The sequence below is a fragment of the Flaviaestuariibacter terrae genome (genome assembly GCF_054777635.1).
In genome coordinates this window covers 83,834-99,678 of the sequence record NZ_BAAHAL010000006.1, presented here as the reverse complement: position 1 = coordinate 99,678, position 15,845 = coordinate 83,834, and the positions used below count along the sequence as shown (strand labels likewise).

Genomic DNA, 15,845 nt, shown 5'->3' with positions numbered 1-15,845 from the left:
AGTAAAGGAAAGCCGCGCCTTAATTTCGCAGGAAGCCATGACCCCGATCCCTTTGCGAATCGAACGGCAGGAGGTCCGCTATTTCCTCTACAGCCAGGCCTTTGCCGACGGGCTGCGCACCACGGTAGCCATCCTCGTGCCGGCGCTGGCTGGCTTTTACAGCGGCCATTTCGAGCTGGGCATGACCCTGTCGCTGGGTGCCCTTTGCCTTTCGCTTACCGATGCACCCGGGCCCGTTACCAACAAGCGCAACGGCATGCTGGTAGCGGCCATCGCCCTGTTCGTTACGGCGCTGCTCACCAGCTTTGCCCGCCTGCACCCGGCATTGATGGCAGTGGAGCTCGTACTCGTCACCTTCTTTTTCTCGATGTTCAATGCCTACGGCTCGCGCGCCGCAGGCGTCGGCAATGCGGCGATCCTCATCATGATCCTGACCATGGACAAGGCCGTGCCGCTCCAGCAGGCAGCAGCGCACGCAGCCCTCATCATGGCGGGCGGGCTGTGGTACTTCACCCTGAGCCTTGCCTTTTCGCTCATCAGCCCGTACCGGCCTGCCCAGCGTGTTCTCGGCGACTGCCTCCGCGAAACCGCGCGCTACCTCCACAGCAAGGCCAGCTTTTACAATCCCGCCACCGACCTGCAGGAAAACTACAAGAACATGGTGGCGCGTCAGGTGCTGGTGCAGGAAAAGCAGGAGGCGGTGCGCGAGATCCTCTTCAAGACGCGCCAGATCGTACAGGAAACGACGGCGCCCGGCCGCCGCCTCGTGCTGTTGTTCGTGGAAGGCGTCGACCTGTTCGAGGAGATGACCCATATCTACTACGATTACGACTCGCTGCGGAAACGCTTTGCCGCAACGGGCGCGCTCGAAAAAATAGCGCGGCAGGTGCAGCTGCTGGCGCGCGAGCTCGACGCCATCGGGGCGGCCGTGCAAATGAACCGCCCCTACCGCGGCGGACCTGAGCTGGAGGAAAGCCTGGCGGCACTCAAAAGCGAGCTCGATGCGCTCCCGCGGCTGCCGACGGAAAGCCACCTCGTGCTCCGCAAGATCCTCGTGAACCTGCGGCGCCTGCTGCAACGGATGCGCGAGCTGGAGCGCTACCTGGGGGGCGATGACGGCGAGCGCCGCAGCCGCATCGATCACGGCCGCTTCGTGACCCACCAGCCCCTCGACCCGCGCATCTTCGCCGACAACCTGACACTCAAGTCGGGTGTGTTCCGGCACAGCCTGCGCGTGGCAGCCGCCTGCCTTGGCGGCTATGGCATGATCCTGCTCATCGCCTATGGCCAGCACAGCTACTGGGTGCTGCTTACCATCGCCTTTATCCTGAAGCCGGCCTTCAGCCTGACCCGTGAGCGCAACATCCAGCGGATCATCGGCACGGTGGCCGGCGGACTCATTGGCATTACCGTATTACTACTGGTGCCGGTGCGCAAGATCCAGTTTGCCATCATGGTGCTGTGCATGCTCCTCACCTACTCGTTCATGCGGATCAATTACCTGGTGATGGTGCTCTTCACCACGCCCTTCGTGATCCTGCTATTCTCCTTCCTGGGGATGCCCTTCCGGGAGGTGGTCCTGGAGCGTCTTTTTGATACCGTGCTGGGCTGCGCCATCGCATTCGGATGTAGCGTGCTGCTTTTTCCTTCCTGGGAAGCGCGCCAGTTCACAGGCTACCTGCAGGGACTGCTGGATGCCGACCGGCGTTACCTCGCCCTTCTCCAGGATGCACTGGAAGGAAAGCCTGTTCCGCCGCTACCCTATAAGCTGGCGCGAAAGGAAATTTATGTGCAGACGGCCAACCTCTCGGCTGCCTTTCAGCGGATGCTCAACGAGCCGCGAACCCTGCAGCGGTCGACACAGCAGCTGCAGCAATTCATCGTATTCCAGCATATCCTTTTTTCCAACATCGCATCGGCGCTGGCCGAGCTACGTCATAAGGAGCCGCAGCTGCAGGCCGCTGCGTTGCGGCACGGCATCGCGCGGGCCCAGCGCAGTCTCCGCGACGCGCAGCAGCACCTGGGCCTGCCCCCGGAGCAGCCGGCCGAGCCGGTACCGGCCGAACCCGTAGCGGGAGGCACTCCTATCGAAGAGCAGGCCTTGCTGGCGGGCCAGGTAACGTTCATCGCGCAGCTGTGCGCCGACATGGCGCGCGTGCTGGCCGAAAGCTACCCGAGCAGCCAGAGCAAAGCAAGCTCGTAGCCACGGAGGCCGAGGCCGATGATGCTGCCGGCCGCTTTTCCGGATACATGCGAAAGCTTGCGGAATTCCTCGCGGGCATGGACATTCGAAATATGTACTTCTACAACCGGCGCCTTGATAGCGGCGATGGCATCGCCGATGGCAACGGAAGTATGTGTATAGCCTCCGGGATTCAGGATGATGCCGTCGTAGTCGAACCCGACACGCTGGATCTCGTTGATCAGCTCTCCTTCGACATTGCTTTGGAAATAATGCAATTCATGGTCGGGATACCGCTGCTGGAGCTGCGCGAAGTAGTCGTCGAACGGTACGTTACCATAGATATCCGTTTCGCGTTTGCCGAGTAAATTGAGGTTGGGACCATTGATCAGCGAGATCTTCATTTCACTAAGATAATTCCACAGTTGACACCGCGGTGAAAGGCACCGGCTATTTAATCAGTAAATTAGCGGGCGGTCACCCAAACCGACAAATCATCTATGCGAAACACATGTCTTTCTCTGCTGCTGGCGCTGACTGCCGGCAGTGCCCTGGCGCAAAGCGCTGCTGAAAGCGATGCCCTCGTAGCCTCGGAGCGGAGCCACTTCGCAGCGCAGCACAACAGCCGCGTCTTTTCCGTCTCGTCCAACAACTACGACGTACAGTATTACCGCTGCTACTGGGACGTGAACCCGGCCATCCGCCACATCACCGGCTCTGTGCTCGTTCGCTTCCGCACGCTCTCGAGCGCGTCGAGCATCACGCTCGACCTGCACAACCAGTTTACCATCGACAGCATCGTGTACCACGGCGCGCAGCTGCTTTTCGTGCAGGGTGCCGACCGCAGCCTCCGGATCAACTTCCCCGCTCCCATCGCCTCAGGGCTCCTCGATTCAGTGCGCATTGCCTACCGCGGAACGCCGCCTAATACCGGCTACTTTATCAACACGACGCACAACGGCACGGCCGTCCTGTATACCCAGTCGGAATCCTACGGCGCCAGCCATTGGTGGCCCTGCAAGGACCTCAATGCCGATAAGGCCGATTCGGTAGACCTGTATATCAATTGCCCGTCGGCCTATTCGTCTTCCTCCAACGGGCTGCCGGTGGAGGAAACCGTCAGCAACGGCATCCGCAGCACCCACTGGAAACACCGCTACCCTATTGCTCCGTACCTCGTAGCTATGGCCGTCAGCAACTATACCGTCAGCAACGATCATGTAGTGCTCCCGGGCCGCGACATGCCCCTGGCGCTCCATTCCTACCCCGAGAATACGGCGGCATTCCTCAGCGTGCTGGGTACGGCTAAATTCTGCCTGCAGCGCTTTACGCCTCTCCTTTCGGATTACCCGTTCCTCAACGAGCGTTACGCCCAGACGCAGTGGAATATCGGCGGCGGGATGGAGCACCAGACGAATACCTTCCTGGGCTCCACATCCGCACCACTCGTGGCCCATGAGCTCGCACACCAATGGTTCGGCGACAAGGTCACCTGCCGGAGCTGGAGCGACATCTGGCTCAACGAAGGATTCGCGAGCTACATGGAATTCGAGTATATGCTGCAAACCGCGCCCGCTACCCGAATCGATTTCCTGCAGGCCTGGACGAACACCGTCAGCACCGTGCCAACCGGGTCGGTGTATATTTTGCCGGCCGATACGCTTGACGAGAACCGAATCTTCGACAACCGGCTTACCTACAAAAAAGGAGGCTACCTCGCCGTGATGCTTCGCTGGAAGCTGGGCGACTCCACGTTTTACCGCGGCATCCGTCGCTACCTTAATGACCCAACGCTTTCGTACGGCACCGCACGCACCGCCGACCTGCAGCGCAACCTCGAAGCCGAAAGCGGCCAATCGCTCAGCGAGTTTTTCAACGACTGGTTTTACGGCCAGGGTTATCCCAACTACAGCGCGCAGTGGACGCCGCAGGCCGGGGGTAATGTACAGGTGACGCTCAACCAGGCACCCGCACATTCTTCCGTATCGTTTTTCGAAATGCCGGTGCCGCTGCAGTTCCGCGATGCCAGCCACGACACGATCGTGATCGCCAACCACACACAGAATGCGCAGGTCTTCACGTTTAATCTTGGCTTTGTTCCCGATACGCTTATCATCGACCCGCAGCTCTGGATCCTCTCGAAAACAAAGACGAGCCAGCGGATCAGCACAGCCGTTCCCGACCTTGTGCCACCGGGCGCGCTGCAGGTGTTTCCCAACCCGGCGCGCACGACGATCACAGTGCAACTGCCTGCCGGGAATTACAACGGCACCCGGATCCGCCTGTACAATAGCAGCGGCCAAAAGGTGCTGGAGCGGGGCTTCCCGCAGGGCAGCACACAGGCAACGATCGGCGTGGCGCAGCTACCGCCCGGCGTGTATTGGCTCGAGCTCAGTCACCGCAGCAAGGGCATTTCCCGGCAACCGGTGATTATCGCAACCCAGTAAAAAAAGAAAACCGGCCAGGAGGCCGGTTTTCTTTTATCAGGAGGATTTCTTTTCCGTATAACTACGGACCATCTCCACGAAGTCGTCGAAGAGGTAGCGGCTGTCGTGCGGGCCCGGCGTGGCCTCCGGGTGGTATTGCACCGAGAACGCCGGCTTTCCCTTGATGCGGATGCCTTCGATGGATTGGTCGTTGAGGTTGACGTGGGTGATCTCGATATGATCTGCCTTGCGCACCGCCTCCGGATCGACGCCGAAGCCATGGTTTTGCGTGGTGATCTCGCAGCGGCCGGTGAGCAGGTTCTTCACCGGGTGGTTAAGACCGCGGTGGCCGTGGTGCATCTTGAAGGTCGGGATATCGTTGGCCAGGGCCAGCAGCTGGTGACCCATGCAGATGCCGAAGGTGGGCACGTCGTCGTTGAGCAGTGCGCGCACCGTACCGATGGCATAATCCATCGAGGCCGGGTCGCCGGGTCCGTTGGAGATAAAATAGCCGTTGGCGCCAAAGGCACGGATCTCGTCGGGTGAGGCCTTGGCCGGAAACACTTTCACGAATGCGCCGCGGTCGGTCATGCAGTTGAGGATGTTGCGCTTCACGCCAAAGTCGAGCACCGCGATCCGCACCGGTGCGGCCGGGTCGCCGAGCTCGTAGGCCACCTTCGTGCTGACGATCGAAGCCAGCTCGAGGCCGTCCATATCAGGTACGTCGGCGAGTTTCTTTTTGAGCTCCTCAGCGTCGAGTATCTCGGAGGAGATGATGCAGTTCTGGGCGCCCTTGTTACGGATGCCGGCTACCAGCGCGCGTGTATCGACGCCTTCGATGGCAACGATGTTCTGGCTTTTGAGATACTCGTCGAGCGAGCCCTGGGCCTGGCGGCGCGAGAAGAGCTCCTCGAGGTTACGGCCGATAAGACCCTTGATCTTGATGCTGTCGCTTTCCACGTCGGCTCCGGTCACGCCGTAGTTGCCGATATGCACGTTGTTCATGATCAGCACCTGTCCATAGTAGCTGGGGTCGGTGAATACTTCCTGGTACCCGGTCATGCCGGTATTGAAACAGATCTCGCCGCCGGTGGTACCGATGGCGCCAAAAGCTTTTCCGCGGCACACTGTGCCATCTTCAAGTACGAGCAGGGCTTCACGTTGTGGGGTCATGGGCTTAAACAAATTGTGCAAATGTACATACTAGCGAAACCGTGCATGCAGAAAGCGGGGGCTGCACCGGAAATTTTATCCAAATTTCACCAAATACTGGGCGTCACGGGGCAAAGGGCCGCTCAGGGCAGCTTCCAAAGAAAAAAAGAGGCAGCACCTTGCGGTGCTGCCTCTATACGTTGGGCGAAGCGGGCCTTAGGAGGGCTGCTGCTCGGTAGCTTCCGTAGCGTCGGCTTCAGGAGCTTCAGTCTGGGCTTCGGCAGCGGGAGCTGTGTCGGCCTTCTTCTTGGCAGCACCGGCGCGGCGGGTACGCTTGGCGGGTTCTTCCTTCTTGGCGGTTGCTTTACCGTAGATTTCGTTGAAGTCTACGAGCTCGATGAGGGCGGTTTCCGCGGCATCACCGGGGCGGATGCCCAGCTTGATGATGCGGGTGTAGCCACCGGGGCGGCCAGCCACCTTCTCAGCGACCGTTCCGAACAATTCCTTGATGGCTTCCTTGTTCTGCAGGTAAGCGAAAACAACGCGACGCTGGTGCGTGGTGTTTTCCTTGGCCTTTGTGATCAGCGGCTCGGCGTAAACGCGCAGGGCCTTGGCCTTCGCCAGGGTCGTTACGATACGCTTGTGCTCGATGAGCTGGCAGGTGAGGTTCATCAGAAGGGCATCGCGGTGCGATTTTGTTCTGCCCAGGTTTTTGATCTTGTCTCCGTGACGCATGACATTTGAGTTTTATCGGCTGCACCGTGTCAGGAATTGCAGCCTACATGAAGGGAAAAATGTGGTAATCTGGTAATTGGGTAATGTGGTAATAGAATGCTGTCGAATTACTGACTGCCGTATTACCACATCACCACATTACCACATTAGCTGATTGTTTTAGTATTCTTCGCGGTCGAGACCGAGTTTGCTGAGGTCCATACCGAAGTGGAGGCCGCGCTCGTTGAGCACCTGCTCGATCTCGGAGAGGGACTTCTGGCCGAAGTTGCGGAACTTCATCAGGTCTTCCTGCTCGTACTGTACCAGCTCGCTGAGCGAGTTGATCTTGGCTGCCTTGAGGCAGTTGAAGGCACGAACGGAGAGATCCAGGTCTTCCAGCGGGGTCTTCAGCACCTTGCGGAGCTGCAGCGTCTGCTCGTCAACGATGTCTTCCTTCTTCTCTTCTTTCGAATCGAAGGTGATGTTCTCATCGGTGATGATCATGAGGTGCTGGATGAGGATGCGCGAGGCCTGCTTCACCGCTTCTTCGGGGTGAATGGTGCCGTCGGTGGTCACTTCCATCACAAGCTTCTCGTAGTCGGTACGCTGCTCTACGCGGGTGTTCTCGATGGCGTATTTCACGTTCTTGATGGGCGTATAGATCGCATCCACCGGGATGAGGCCGAGGGCAGCATCCTTGGGACGGTTCTCTTCGGCGGGCACATAGCCGCGGCCGCGGCCGATGCTCAGCTCGATGTCGAGCTTGGCGGAAGAGTCAAGCGTGCAGATGAGCAACTCGGGGTTCATGATCTGGAAGGACTGCGTGCCCTCGCCCAGCATGCCGGCGGTGAGCTCCGTGCGGTTCTTCACCGACAGGGAGATCTTCTCGGTCTGCACCTCGTGGTCAACGATCTTCTTGAAGCGAACCTGCTTGAGGTTCAGGATGATCTCTACCACGTCTTCAGAAACACCTTTGATGGTCGCGAACTCATGATCCACGCCCTCGATGCGAACGCCGGTGATGGCGTAGCCTTCGAGCGAGTTCAGCAGCACGCGGCGCAGGGCGTTACCGATGGTCACACCGTAGCCCGGCTCCAGCGGACGAAACTCGAATTGGGCTTCGAAGTCCGTTACTTTCTGAAGTACGATCTTGTCGGGTTTCTGAAAATTTAAAATGGCCATGTATTTCAGGTTTAAATGATTGAACAAGTTAGTGGTCCGTCGTCATGGTTCAACTACGCTCAGCATAACAGTGAGCTGCGGTGTCACCCTGTAGTTGTTGAAACGCAACTGCGCCCACCATGCCAGCAAACCACCAAAATGAGGTTCACTGTCACGCTGAGCGCAGTCGAAGCGTTACTTCGAGTACAATTCGACGATCAGCTGCTCCTTGATGTTCTCCGGAACGGAGTCACGCTCGGGGTAGGTGATGAAGGTACCCGTGAAGGTGCCGGCGTTGAAATCGAGCCAGCCGAACTTGGGGTTCTTCTCACGTACGAACGAGGTAACCGTGGGGTTGTCCTTCGACTTCTCTTTCAGCGATACAACGTCGCCGGCTTTGAGTTGGAAAGAAGGAACGTTCACCACTTCACCGTTAACGGTAACGTGCTTGTGCGATACCAGCTGGCGGGCAGCCGGGCGGGAGGGAGCGATACCCATGCGGAAAACGGTGTTGTCCAGACGGGCTTCCAATAACTTGATCAGGTTTTCACCTGTAACACCTTTGCGGCGGGCTGCTTCGTCAAACGTTTTGCGGAATTGTTTTTCGAGCAGGCCGTAGGTGTACTTGGCCTTTTGCTTTTCGCGGAGCTGGAGGGCATACTCACCGAGCTGCTTGCGCTTGCGGAGCGCACCGTGCTGTCCGGGAGGGTTAGAGTTTTTGCTCAGCCATTTGCCATTGCCCAGGATGGGCTCTCCGAAAATGCGGGAGATTTTGGTCTTGGGACCAGTGTAACGTGCCATAGTTTATTTCATTTCCGCTTTTTAGAAACCGGCGGATGCATCGTTGAAAGCGGTAAAAATTAATGCAGCGCCCTTTAGTTAAATGAAAGCCCCTGGCGGGAGAGATATGTAGGATGTCGGATGTAGGATGTCTGATGTGACGTACATCAGCAATCAGACATCCGACATCAGCGATCGTTATACGCGGCGCTTCTTGGGCGGACGGCAGCCGTTGTGGGGCAGCGGGGTCACGTCCTTGATCATCGCTACTTCGATACCGCTCTGGGCGAGGGCGCGGATAGCGCTTTCGCGACCGGCACCGGGGCCTTTCACGAATACGTCCACACGCTTCACACCAGCGTCGATAGCTACTTTAGCGGCGTCGCTGGAAGCCATCTGGGCGGCATAGGGCGTGTTCTTCTTGGAACCACGGAAACCCATCTTGCCGGCCGAAGCCCAGCTGATCACCTGGCCACTCTTGTTGGTGAGGGAGATGATGATGTTGTTGAAGGTTGCGTTGATGTGCGCGTCGCCGTAGGCATCCACCTTTACGATACGCTTCTTGGCGGCGGCCTTAGCGGACTGCTGGGCCTTTTGTGCTTTTGCCATGTTTGAAACAGGTACTCTAAAATGTTTAAAAATCCTCTGATGACCCAGCCTGATTGTCAGCCTGAGCCTGTCGAAGGCCTTCCCTACCCTCCCCCGGCACCGCGGGATCCAGCGTAGAAAAGGAATGACTGGTGCTATAAGCGGCCCGGGCTTCAAGCAGCAAACTGCAAGCGGGGTACGCTTGCAGTTTGACCACCGAGCACAAGGCTCGTTATCTTATTTCTTCGGAGCCTTCTTCTTACCGGCAACCGTCTTACGCTTGCCCTTACGGGTGCGGGAGTTGGTCTTGGTACGCTGGCCGCGAACGGGCAGGCCCTTGCGGTGACGCAGACCACGGTAGCAGGCGATATCCAGGAGACGCTTGATCGCCATCTGGGTCTCCGAACGCAGCTGGCCTTCCACCTTGAACTCTTCAGTGATGGTGGTACGGATAGCGTTCAGGTCCTCGTCGTTCCACTCGTTGACACGCTTGCTGCGGTCGATCGAATGCTTGTCGAGGATATAGCGGGCGGTGGCGGGACCAATACCGTAGATATAGGTCAGACCGATTTCGCCTCTTTTGTTTTTGGGTAAGTCAACACCGGCAATACGTGCCATAAGATCTATTCAGTTTTTACTAATTACGAATGAGGGGGGCGGGATCAAGGATTAACCCTGGCGCTGCTTGTAGCGGGGGTTTTTCTTGTTGATCACGTACAGTTTACCCTTGCGGCGCACGATCTTGCAGTCGGCGCTGCGCTTTTTGATTGAAGCTCTTACTTTCATGGTTCTCAGTTTGTGCGTGGGCTCTTCGCCGCCGCTATTTTTTATTTATAGCGGAAGTTGATCCGTCCTCTTGAAAGATCGTAAGGACTCAACTCCACGCCCACTTTATCACCCGGAAGGATCCGTATGTAGTGCATCCGCATCTTGCCCGAGATCGTGGCGATGATCTCGTGCCCGTTCTCGAGTTTAACCCGGAACATGGCGTTCGACAAAGCCTCTAAAATAATTCCGTCCTGTTTGATTAATGGCTGCTTCGACATACAGATTTTGGGAGCGCAAAGATATGCAACTTTTCCAGTAAAAAGAAAAAAGAGCCGCTTTTTGCGGCTCAAAGGTGCGTATTTTTCACAAAACCTGGGGAAAATTAAGCAGTGGCCCCCCGCTCCAGTACCATTTTGGTCATCTGGAGGTGGTGATTCTGCAGCTCGTGCAGGTACAGGGAGTTGTGGAAATGCCGGTGATCCTCGCGGTACCAGATCTCCATATTGGTGTAGTTACCGGGCTCGCGGAGCAGGATCCGGAAGGGTCCTTTCCGGAACTTCACCATGCCGTCGGCAAGCTCTTCCTTCTCAAAGCCAAGGATGTTCACCAGCGCGGCCTCCGAGATCGGGATGGGCACGATCTGCTCGGGCGGATACCAGAATTCCTGGATGCCGTTGTCGATACACGCCATGTTCTCGTCGCGGCTGGTGTCGGTAACAATGCCCTCCCGCTCGGTGCCCTCGTCGAGTACGCGGACTACATCGCCGGGCTTGAGATCCGTAATTGTAATCATATAGCCTTTGTTTTTCCGAATATAAGCAAAAAAAGTTCCGGCTATTGGCCCCAGCCCCATGGCCGGGCTTTGCCACGGACGTCAGCGCGCCCGCATCCGGCGACCCGGCTTCCACTGCAGCCCCACCGCATACTGCGCCACCCCATGCTGGCTGCTGCTGCCGTAGATCGTTTCGTATGACCGGTTCAGAACAAAACTTTCGAAAAACTCGAACGTAAACCGCAGCCGGCCTCCTGCCCGCAGGGTAAGACCGGGTTGCAGGAACCCATAGTTGCGGAAATCGAGGAACCGGTGCAGCGAGGCGCGCTGGTACGACGTGTCGAGCTCGGTAAGCCCGCGTCGCAGGTAATCGTAGCGGAGGGAAGCCGCCAGCTCCACATGGGGCAGCCGCACCGCGAAGGCAGGCTGCAGGTACCAGTTCGTGAGGCGCATCCGGTGCACGTAGCCCGTATTGAGCGAGCTGAAGCCGGCTGCGCCGACGCCGCCGTATACCTCGAAAAGTTTGGTCGCAGTCGGTGCAGTGTAGTACCCGACGCCGAGGTAAGTCTGGTTGCGCCGCTCCTGGTAGTGGTACAGGTCGTTGCCGACCGTGATGATGCCGGTGGACCCGCTGCCGCTGTGCCCTGCCTGCAGGCCGAGGTGCTTTGCCGGCGACCAGGCGCCGCTGATGCCCGTGGTGCCGGTGGCCCCGATTTGCAGCTGCGCGCCAACCTGCGCATCGCCCTTTTCGGCAAGCAGCGGGGGATCGTTGGGCCTTGACCGGTAGAATTGCTGGCCGCAGGAAGCCAGGAGTGCGCCCAGGATGAGGGCCGCAGTTGCCAGGGTTTTGGTGTTTCGCATACAACGGCTCTGACCAACCGGGGAGCAGCAGGTTTAATGGCGCCGCGACGGGATATATTAACCGGAAAACCTATTTTTGTCCGACCGAACTAAACCGAATGCTGCGACTCCTCCTCCTGACGCTGCTGGGCCTTTCCATGCTGAACGCCCGGTCGCAAACCACCATCTACCTTCCCTTTGCGCTCAACCAGGCCCGCCACCAGGCCATCCTTTCATCGTTGGATGCGCGCTACCAGCGCGACCTCGAAGCCCTCAAGGGCCGGGACAACCGAAAAGACCTCAGCGAGATCTTCAAAAGCCGCTACGAGACGATCAGGCAGGCCTTCGTGGACAACGAAGCGCTTCTCAACGATACCGCGCAGGGCTACCTCGAGTCGCTGCTGGAGCCCATCCGCCGGCAGCATCCCGACCACGACTGGAACGAGCTGCGTCTTGTTTTTTCACGCTCCCCCGAAATGAACGCTTCTTCGATGGGCGAAGGCACGCTGTTTTTCAACATCGGTCTATTCCGCCGGCTGCACAACGAAAGCGAAGCCGCATTCGTGCTGTGCCACGAGCTTGCACACTACTTCCTCGGGCACGGCAATAACGAGATCTACCGCAAGGTGGATCATATCAACTCGAAAGAATTCAAGGACAAGGTGAAGCAGATCGCCAGGCAGCAATACGGGCAGGGACAAGCGATCCGCGAGCTCTACACCGACTTCGTATTCGTGAACCGACGCCACGGACGGCAGGTGGAGGAAGCCGCCGACTCGATGGCCTTCGAGCTGATGCGCGGCACGCCCTACGACCTCCGCGGCGTACTTACCGGCCTGGCCCTCCTCGACTCGTCGGACCAGGAGAAATACAAGGAGCCGCTGGCGCTTGAAAGCCGCTTCAGCTTTGCGAATTATCCCTTCCGCAAAAGCTGGCTCGAGAGCGACGAGCTGATCATGACCGGCACCACCACCGCGAAGGACAGCGCGCTCCGCGACTCACTGAAGACGCACCCCGACATCGACAAGCGCATCGCCCGGCTGCAGGAGCGCGTGGGCAAGTACAATACCGGTCACAATGCCGCCAACCCGGTCAATGCCGCCCTGTTCACGGCGCTGCAGCTCCGCTTCGACAACGAGATCATCGTGTATTGCTACGAGCGCGAGAACTATACCCGGGCCCTGTATTACGCGCTGCTCATGGCCCGCTCCTTCCCGAACGACGCCTGGCTGCATACCTTCTGCGGCCGCGTGCTCAACGATTTCTACGAGCGCCAGAAGGCCCACCAGCTGGGCCGCGTGGCGGAACGACCCAATAACAACAAACACGACGACTACAACAAGCTGCTCGTCATGGTCGACAACCTCCGCCTCGGAGAGATCGCCTCGATCGCCTACTATTACTTCGAGCAGCAGTCGCCGCGCTTCGCCGGCTACCCCGCCTTCGCGTCGGAGCAGGCCCGCAGCAAAGCGCATTTCCAACAGTAATCCCAACTTTTAAATACCAAACAGACACTTATGAGAAAAATTCTCCTTTCCCTTGCCCTCGCGGCGAGCCTCCTCGGCGCCCGCGCACAAAACAAGGCAACCATCGAGTCGGTGGTCGCGATGCGCCTGCAAAACAGCGGCTCCGTGGTAGCCGATGGTCAGATCAAAGGCTACTACATGTTCTTCCAGAGCGACAAGGTAGACCGCAAGACCAACGAGTATGCCCTGCAGCTTTTCGACGCCAACCTGAACACGCTGAAGACCGTCAAGTTCACCGACGACAAGGACATCGTGCTGATGGAATCGTCGTACAACGGCAACGCGCTTATGTTCATGTTCTACAACGACGACCAGCGCATGCTCACCTACCGCGCCTACAACATCGACGGCACGAAGAGCTATGAGTACAGCCGCGAGCTCGACAAAAAGTCGAACGCTTATTTCAAGGTGGCGCTCCAGGCACTCAACGACGGCGAGGAAACCGACAACAGCAACCTGTACAACGTCAACGGACGCGGCTTCATGGCGCTTACACCGCTGAAGGAAGACCGGAAGATGACCTACGAGATCACCTTCTACGGCACCGACAAGCGCCGCACCTGGACCTTCAACCCGATCGAAACGGGCAAGTACCAGGCCGCCCAATACCTTGGCAACAACGACAGCATCGCCGTGTTCGAGATCCTTTCGAAGGACAAGCTGCTCTCCAGCGAAACGAACTCCACGCTGATCGGCATCGACATGTCGAACGGCCACAAGCTGTATGAAATGCCGACGATGTTTGCGGGCAATACGCTCTACCCGATGAACATTGCCCCCATCCGCGGCACGCAGAACGTAATGCTGATCGGGCCGTATTACAATGGCGATGGCCGTGTGCTGCAGGACCGTCCCGCAGGCCTTGGCGTTTGGGTCGTTGACCCCAAAGGCAAGGTGCTCGAAAGCAAGTACAACCCGTACGACGGCACGCTGAGCCGCTATGTAAAAGTGAACTCGAAAGGCCAGGTGAGCAACCTCGGTTACATCTACATCCACAACATCCTGCAGACCGAAGACGGCAACTTCTTCGCTGTAGGCGAAGGATATCACAAGGTGGCCAATGCCGGAGGCATCGCGATGGCCGTGCTGAGCGGCGGCCGCTCGGCCGGATCGGTAAGCCTCACCAAGCTGAAGATCACCGACCTGCTCACGGTGCAGCTGAATAACAAGTTCGAGCTCACCAACGCAACGATCTACGAGAAGACGAACAACAACTTCAACCTTCCCGGCCAGACCGACTTCCTCACCGCTCACACGATGGCGATGGCCGCCCGCGCGTACGGCGCCTTCGACTACCGCTTCACGCAGGTAGCCCGCGACAACCGCTCGTTCACGACCGGCTACATGGACTACGAGAAGTCGAAGGACTACAAGGGTCTCGTGTTCAAGACGATCTCGTACAACGACGGCAAGATCACCAACGACCAGGTGCCGCTGAAGACGGACGCCACTACCCTCGTGGTTTTCCCCGCCAAACCCGGTTTTATCATGATCGCCGAGTACTTCAAGAAGAAGAAGAAGGTGGAGCTGCGACTGGAAAAAATCAACTAAAGAATTCCGGATCTCAGATTTGGGATTTCAGCTTTTGCAAATAGAAAAAGGATCGCCCTGCGATCCTTTTTCTATTCAATTCATCAGACATCAGAGATCCGAGATCCTACATCCGGAACTTCTATTCTATTTCGCTCCAGCTCGTGGTATAGCCGCTGTTTTCGATCTCCAGCGCCTGCTTCGTGAGCATAAGCGGGTGGAACGTATCGACCATGACGGCGAGCTCCTTTGTTTCTTTTTTGCCGATGCTTTTCTGCACCGTGCCGGGGTGCGGCCCGTGCGGAATGCCGGCCGGGTGCAGCGTGATCATGCCGCGGGTGACGTTCTTGCGGCTCATGAAGTCGCCATCGACGTAGTAAAGCACTTCATCTGAATCGATGTTGCTGTGGTTGTAGGGCGCCGGGATCGACTCCGGGTGGTAATCGTACAGCCGCGGCACGAACGAGCACACCACGAAGTTGTGGGCCTCGAAGGTCTGGTGCACCGGCGGCGGCTGGTGTACGCGACCGGTGATGGGCTCGAAGTCGTGGATGGAAAAGGCAAAGGGATAGCAGCAGCCGTCCCAGCCCACCACGTCGAAGGGATGGGTGCCGTAGTGAAGGTTGTAGAGCACGCCGCGCTTCTTGGCGCGGATGATGAAGTCGCCCTTCTCGTCGAACGTTTCGAGACCATAGGGAGCGCGGAGGTCGCGCTCGCAAAATGGCGAATGCTCGAGCAGCTGCCCGTACTTGCTCTGGTAGCGCTTCGGGAAACGGATCGGGCTGAAGGACTCCACGATAAAAAGCCGGTTGTCTTCGGTCTTGAACTCGATCTGGTAGATCGTACCGCGTGGGATCACGAGGTAATCGCCATAGGCGAAGTCAAGCTTGCCGTACATCGTATGGAGCACGCCGGAGCCTTCGTGGATGAAGATCATTTCATCGGCATCGGTATTCTTGTAGAAATAGTCCTTGTTGCCTCCCTTCGGCGCCGCAAGCACTATGTGCAGGTCGCTGTTAACGAGTACCGGAACGCGGCTTTCGAGGTAGTCGGCCGCAGGCTTGATATGAAAGCCCTCGAAGCTGCGGTGCTGCAGCATCTTTTCCTCGGCGATCCTGGGCGATACGTCGACCGGCTTTTCGGTCTTGATGATCTGCGTCGGCGGATGCACATGGTACAGCAGCGAGTAGTCGTTGGAGAATCCCTCGGTCGAGAAAAGCTGCTCGGAATACAGGCCACCATCAGGCTTGCGGAACTGCGTGTGGCGCTTGTGCGGAATGTTTCCGAGTTTGTGGTAATAAGGCATACAATCGTGGGCTATTGGGCCGTGGGAACAAATTTAACAGCATTCCGGGGAACGGGGCGGCTGACGTTTGTCAGAGCCGGGAACAGCACTCTTTTCAATG

The 15,845-nt window shown here is 58.0% G+C and carries 16 protein-coding genes; 4 read left to right on the top strand and 12 right to left on the bottom strand.

Translation table 11 applies throughout. The features are described from left to right. Positions 1-37 precede the first annotated feature (37 nt). Positions 38-2,203: an FUSC family membrane protein gene (locus tag ACYU7Z_RS01180; RefSeq protein WP_460566792.1), complete on the top strand. Its 2,166-nt coding sequence runs from the start codon at positions 38-40 to the stop codon at positions 2,201-2,203. Here the strand turns inward: ACYU7Z_RS01180 and aroQ are convergent. Then, positions 2,170-2,586: a type II 3-dehydroquinate dehydratase gene (gene aroQ, locus ACYU7Z_RS01175; RefSeq protein ID WP_460566790.1), complete on the bottom strand. Its 417-nt coding sequence runs from the start codon at positions 2,584-2,586 to the stop codon at positions 2,170-2,172. The two genes, ACYU7Z_RS01180 and aroQ, sit on opposite strands and share 34 nt — an antisense overlap. Before the next feature lie 96 nt (positions 2,587-2,682). Between aroQ and ACYU7Z_RS01170 the strand changes: the two genes are divergently transcribed. Beyond that, a complete protein-coding gene (locus ACYU7Z_RS01170; protein WP_460566788.1) occupies positions 2,683-4,629 on the top strand; it encodes a M1 family aminopeptidase in 1,947 nt (648 codons plus the stop codon). A 36-nt stretch (positions 4,630-4,665) separates the two neighbouring features. Here the strand turns inward: ACYU7Z_RS01170 and carA are convergent, their stop codons facing one another. The 10 genes from carA to ACYU7Z_RS01120 all read right to left on the bottom strand — a co-directional run bounded on the left by carA (position 4,666) and on the right by ACYU7Z_RS01120 (position 11,404). Then, positions 4,666-5,781, bottom strand: a complete 1,116-nt coding sequence (gene carA, locus ACYU7Z_RS01165; protein WP_460566786.1) for a carbamoyl-phosphate synthase small subunit — start codon at positions 5,779-5,781, stop codon at positions 4,666-4,668. Positions 5,782-5,976: 195 nt separating this feature from the next. After that, complete coding sequence (rplQ, locus tag ACYU7Z_RS01160) at positions 5,977-6,495, bottom strand: bL17 family ribosomal protein (protein WP_460566784.1); 519 nt, start codon at positions 6,493-6,495, stop codon at positions 5,977-5,979. A 159-nt stretch (positions 6,496-6,654) separates the two neighbouring features. After that, positions 6,655-7,656, bottom strand: a complete 1,002-nt coding sequence (locus ACYU7Z_RS01155) for a DNA-directed RNA polymerase subunit alpha (RefSeq protein WP_460566782.1) — start codon at positions 7,654-7,656, stop codon at positions 6,655-6,657. Between the two features lie 174 nt (positions 7,657-7,830). Further along, positions 7,831-8,436: a 30S ribosomal protein S4 gene (rpsD, locus tag ACYU7Z_RS01150; RefSeq protein WP_460566780.1), complete on the bottom strand. Its 606-nt coding sequence runs from the start codon at positions 8,434-8,436 to the stop codon at positions 7,831-7,833. A 177-nt stretch (positions 8,437-8,613) separates the two neighbouring features. Then, positions 8,614-9,024, bottom strand: a complete 411-nt coding sequence (rpsK, locus tag ACYU7Z_RS01145; protein WP_460566778.1) for a small ribosomal subunit protein uS11 — start codon at positions 9,022-9,024, stop codon at positions 8,614-8,616. 216 nt (positions 9,025-9,240) lie between these two features. Next, positions 9,241-9,621, bottom strand: a complete 381-nt coding sequence (gene rpsM / locus ACYU7Z_RS01140; RefSeq protein ID WP_460566776.1) for a 30S ribosomal protein S13 — start codon at positions 9,619-9,621, stop codon at positions 9,241-9,243. Between the two features lie 51 nt (positions 9,622-9,672). Then, positions 9,673-9,789: a type B 50S ribosomal protein L36 gene (gene ykgO, locus ACYU7Z_RS01135; protein WP_046369371.1), complete on the bottom strand. Its 117-nt coding sequence runs from the start codon at positions 9,787-9,789 to the stop codon at positions 9,673-9,675. Between the two features lie 41 nt (positions 9,790-9,830). Beyond that, entirely contained in the window at positions 9,831-10,049 is a 219-nt protein-coding gene (gene infA / locus ACYU7Z_RS01130) for a translation initiation factor IF-1 (protein ID WP_460566773.1), read from the bottom strand. Positions 10,050-10,153: 104 nt separating this feature from the next. Further along, positions 10,154-10,564, bottom strand: coding sequence for a hypothetical protein (locus ACYU7Z_RS01125; protein WP_460566771.1), 411 nt, complete (start codon positions 10,562-10,564; stop codon positions 10,154-10,156). Positions 10,565-10,645: 81 nt separating this feature from the next. Next, the gene (locus tag ACYU7Z_RS01120) at positions 10,646-11,404 is read right to left on the bottom strand and encodes a hypothetical protein (RefSeq protein ID WP_460566769.1); all 759 of its coding nucleotides are present in this window, start codon (positions 11,402-11,404) and stop codon (positions 10,646-10,648) included. 98 nt (positions 11,405-11,502) lie between these two features. On the opposite strand from ACYU7Z_RS01120, the gene ACYU7Z_RS01115 reads away from it, so the two are divergent. Together ACYU7Z_RS01115 and ACYU7Z_RS01110 are read left to right on the top strand one after the other, a co-directional pair. Then, entirely contained in the window at positions 11,503-12,870 is a 1,368-nt protein-coding gene (locus ACYU7Z_RS01115; RefSeq protein WP_460566767.1) for a M48 family metalloprotease, read from the top strand. Positions 12,871-12,900: 30 nt separating this feature from the next. Next, positions 12,901-14,460, top strand: a complete 1,560-nt coding sequence (locus tag ACYU7Z_RS01110) for a DUF6770 family protein (protein ID WP_460566765.1) — start codon at positions 12,901-12,903, stop codon at positions 14,458-14,460. Positions 14,461-14,581: 121 nt separating this feature from the next. Here ACYU7Z_RS01110 and ACYU7Z_RS01105 read toward each other — a convergent pair whose 3' ends face one another. Continuing rightward, positions 14,582-15,745 carry a homogentisate 1,2-dioxygenase gene (locus ACYU7Z_RS01105; protein WP_460566763.1) on the bottom strand — a complete coding sequence of 388 codons (1,164 nt, stop codon included), beginning with the start codon at positions 15,743-15,745 and terminating at the stop codon, positions 14,582-14,584. Positions 15,746-15,845 lie beyond the last annotated feature (100 nt).

Bases quoted from the DNA above. Each gene is read 5' to 3' on its own strand.
- ACYU7Z_RS01180 (WP_460566792.1), top strand. From the start codon at position 38: ATGACCCCGATCCCTTTGCGAATCGAACGGCAGGAGGTCCGCTATTTC.
- aroQ (WP_460566790.1), bottom strand. From the start codon at position 2,586: ATGAAGATCTCGCTGATCAATGGTCCCAACCTCAATTTACTCGGCAAA.
- ACYU7Z_RS01170 (WP_460566788.1), top strand. From the start codon at position 2,683: ATGCGAAACACATGTCTTTCTCTGCTGCTGGCGCTGACTGCCGGCAGT.
- carA (WP_460566786.1), bottom strand. From the start codon at position 5,781: ATGACCCCACAACGTGAAGCCCTGCTCGTACTTGAAGATGGCACAGTG.
- rplQ (WP_460566784.1), bottom strand. From the start codon at position 6,495: ATGCGTCACGGAGACAAGATCAAAAACCTGGGCAGAACAAAATCGCAC.
- ACYU7Z_RS01155 (WP_460566782.1), bottom strand. From the start codon at position 7,656: ATGGCCATTTTAAATTTTCAGAAACCCGACAAGATCGTACTTCAGAAA.
- rpsD (WP_460566780.1), bottom strand. From the start codon at position 8,436: ATGGCACGTTACACTGGTCCCAAGACCAAAATCTCCCGCATTTTCGGA.
- rpsK (WP_460566778.1), bottom strand. From the start codon at position 9,024: ATGGCAAAAGCACAAAAGGCCCAGCAGTCCGCTAAGGCCGCCGCCAAG.
- rpsM (WP_460566776.1), bottom strand. From the start codon at position 9,621: ATGGCACGTATTGCCGGTGTTGACTTACCCAAAAACAAAAGAGGCGAA.
- ykgO (WP_046369371.1), bottom strand. From the start codon at position 9,789: ATGAAAGTAAGAGCTTCAATCAAAAAGCGCAGCGCCGACTGCAAGATC.
- infA (WP_460566773.1), bottom strand. From the start codon at position 10,049: ATGTCGAAGCAGCCATTAATCAAACAGGACGGAATTATTTTAGAGGCT.
- ACYU7Z_RS01125 (WP_460566771.1), bottom strand. From the start codon at position 10,564: ATGATTACAATTACGGATCTCAAGCCCGGCGATGTAGTCCGCGTACTC.
- ACYU7Z_RS01120 (WP_460566769.1), bottom strand. From the start codon at position 11,404: ATGCGAAACACCAAAACCCTGGCAACTGCGGCCCTCATCCTGGGCGCA.
- ACYU7Z_RS01115 (WP_460566767.1), top strand. From the start codon at position 11,503: ATGCTGCGACTCCTCCTCCTGACGCTGCTGGGCCTTTCCATGCTGAAC.
- ACYU7Z_RS01110 (WP_460566765.1), top strand. From the start codon at position 12,901: ATGAGAAAAATTCTCCTTTCCCTTGCCCTCGCGGCGAGCCTCCTCGGC.
- ACYU7Z_RS01105 (WP_460566763.1), bottom strand. From the start codon at position 15,745: ATGCCTTATTACCACAAACTCGGAAACATTCCGCACAAGCGCCACACG.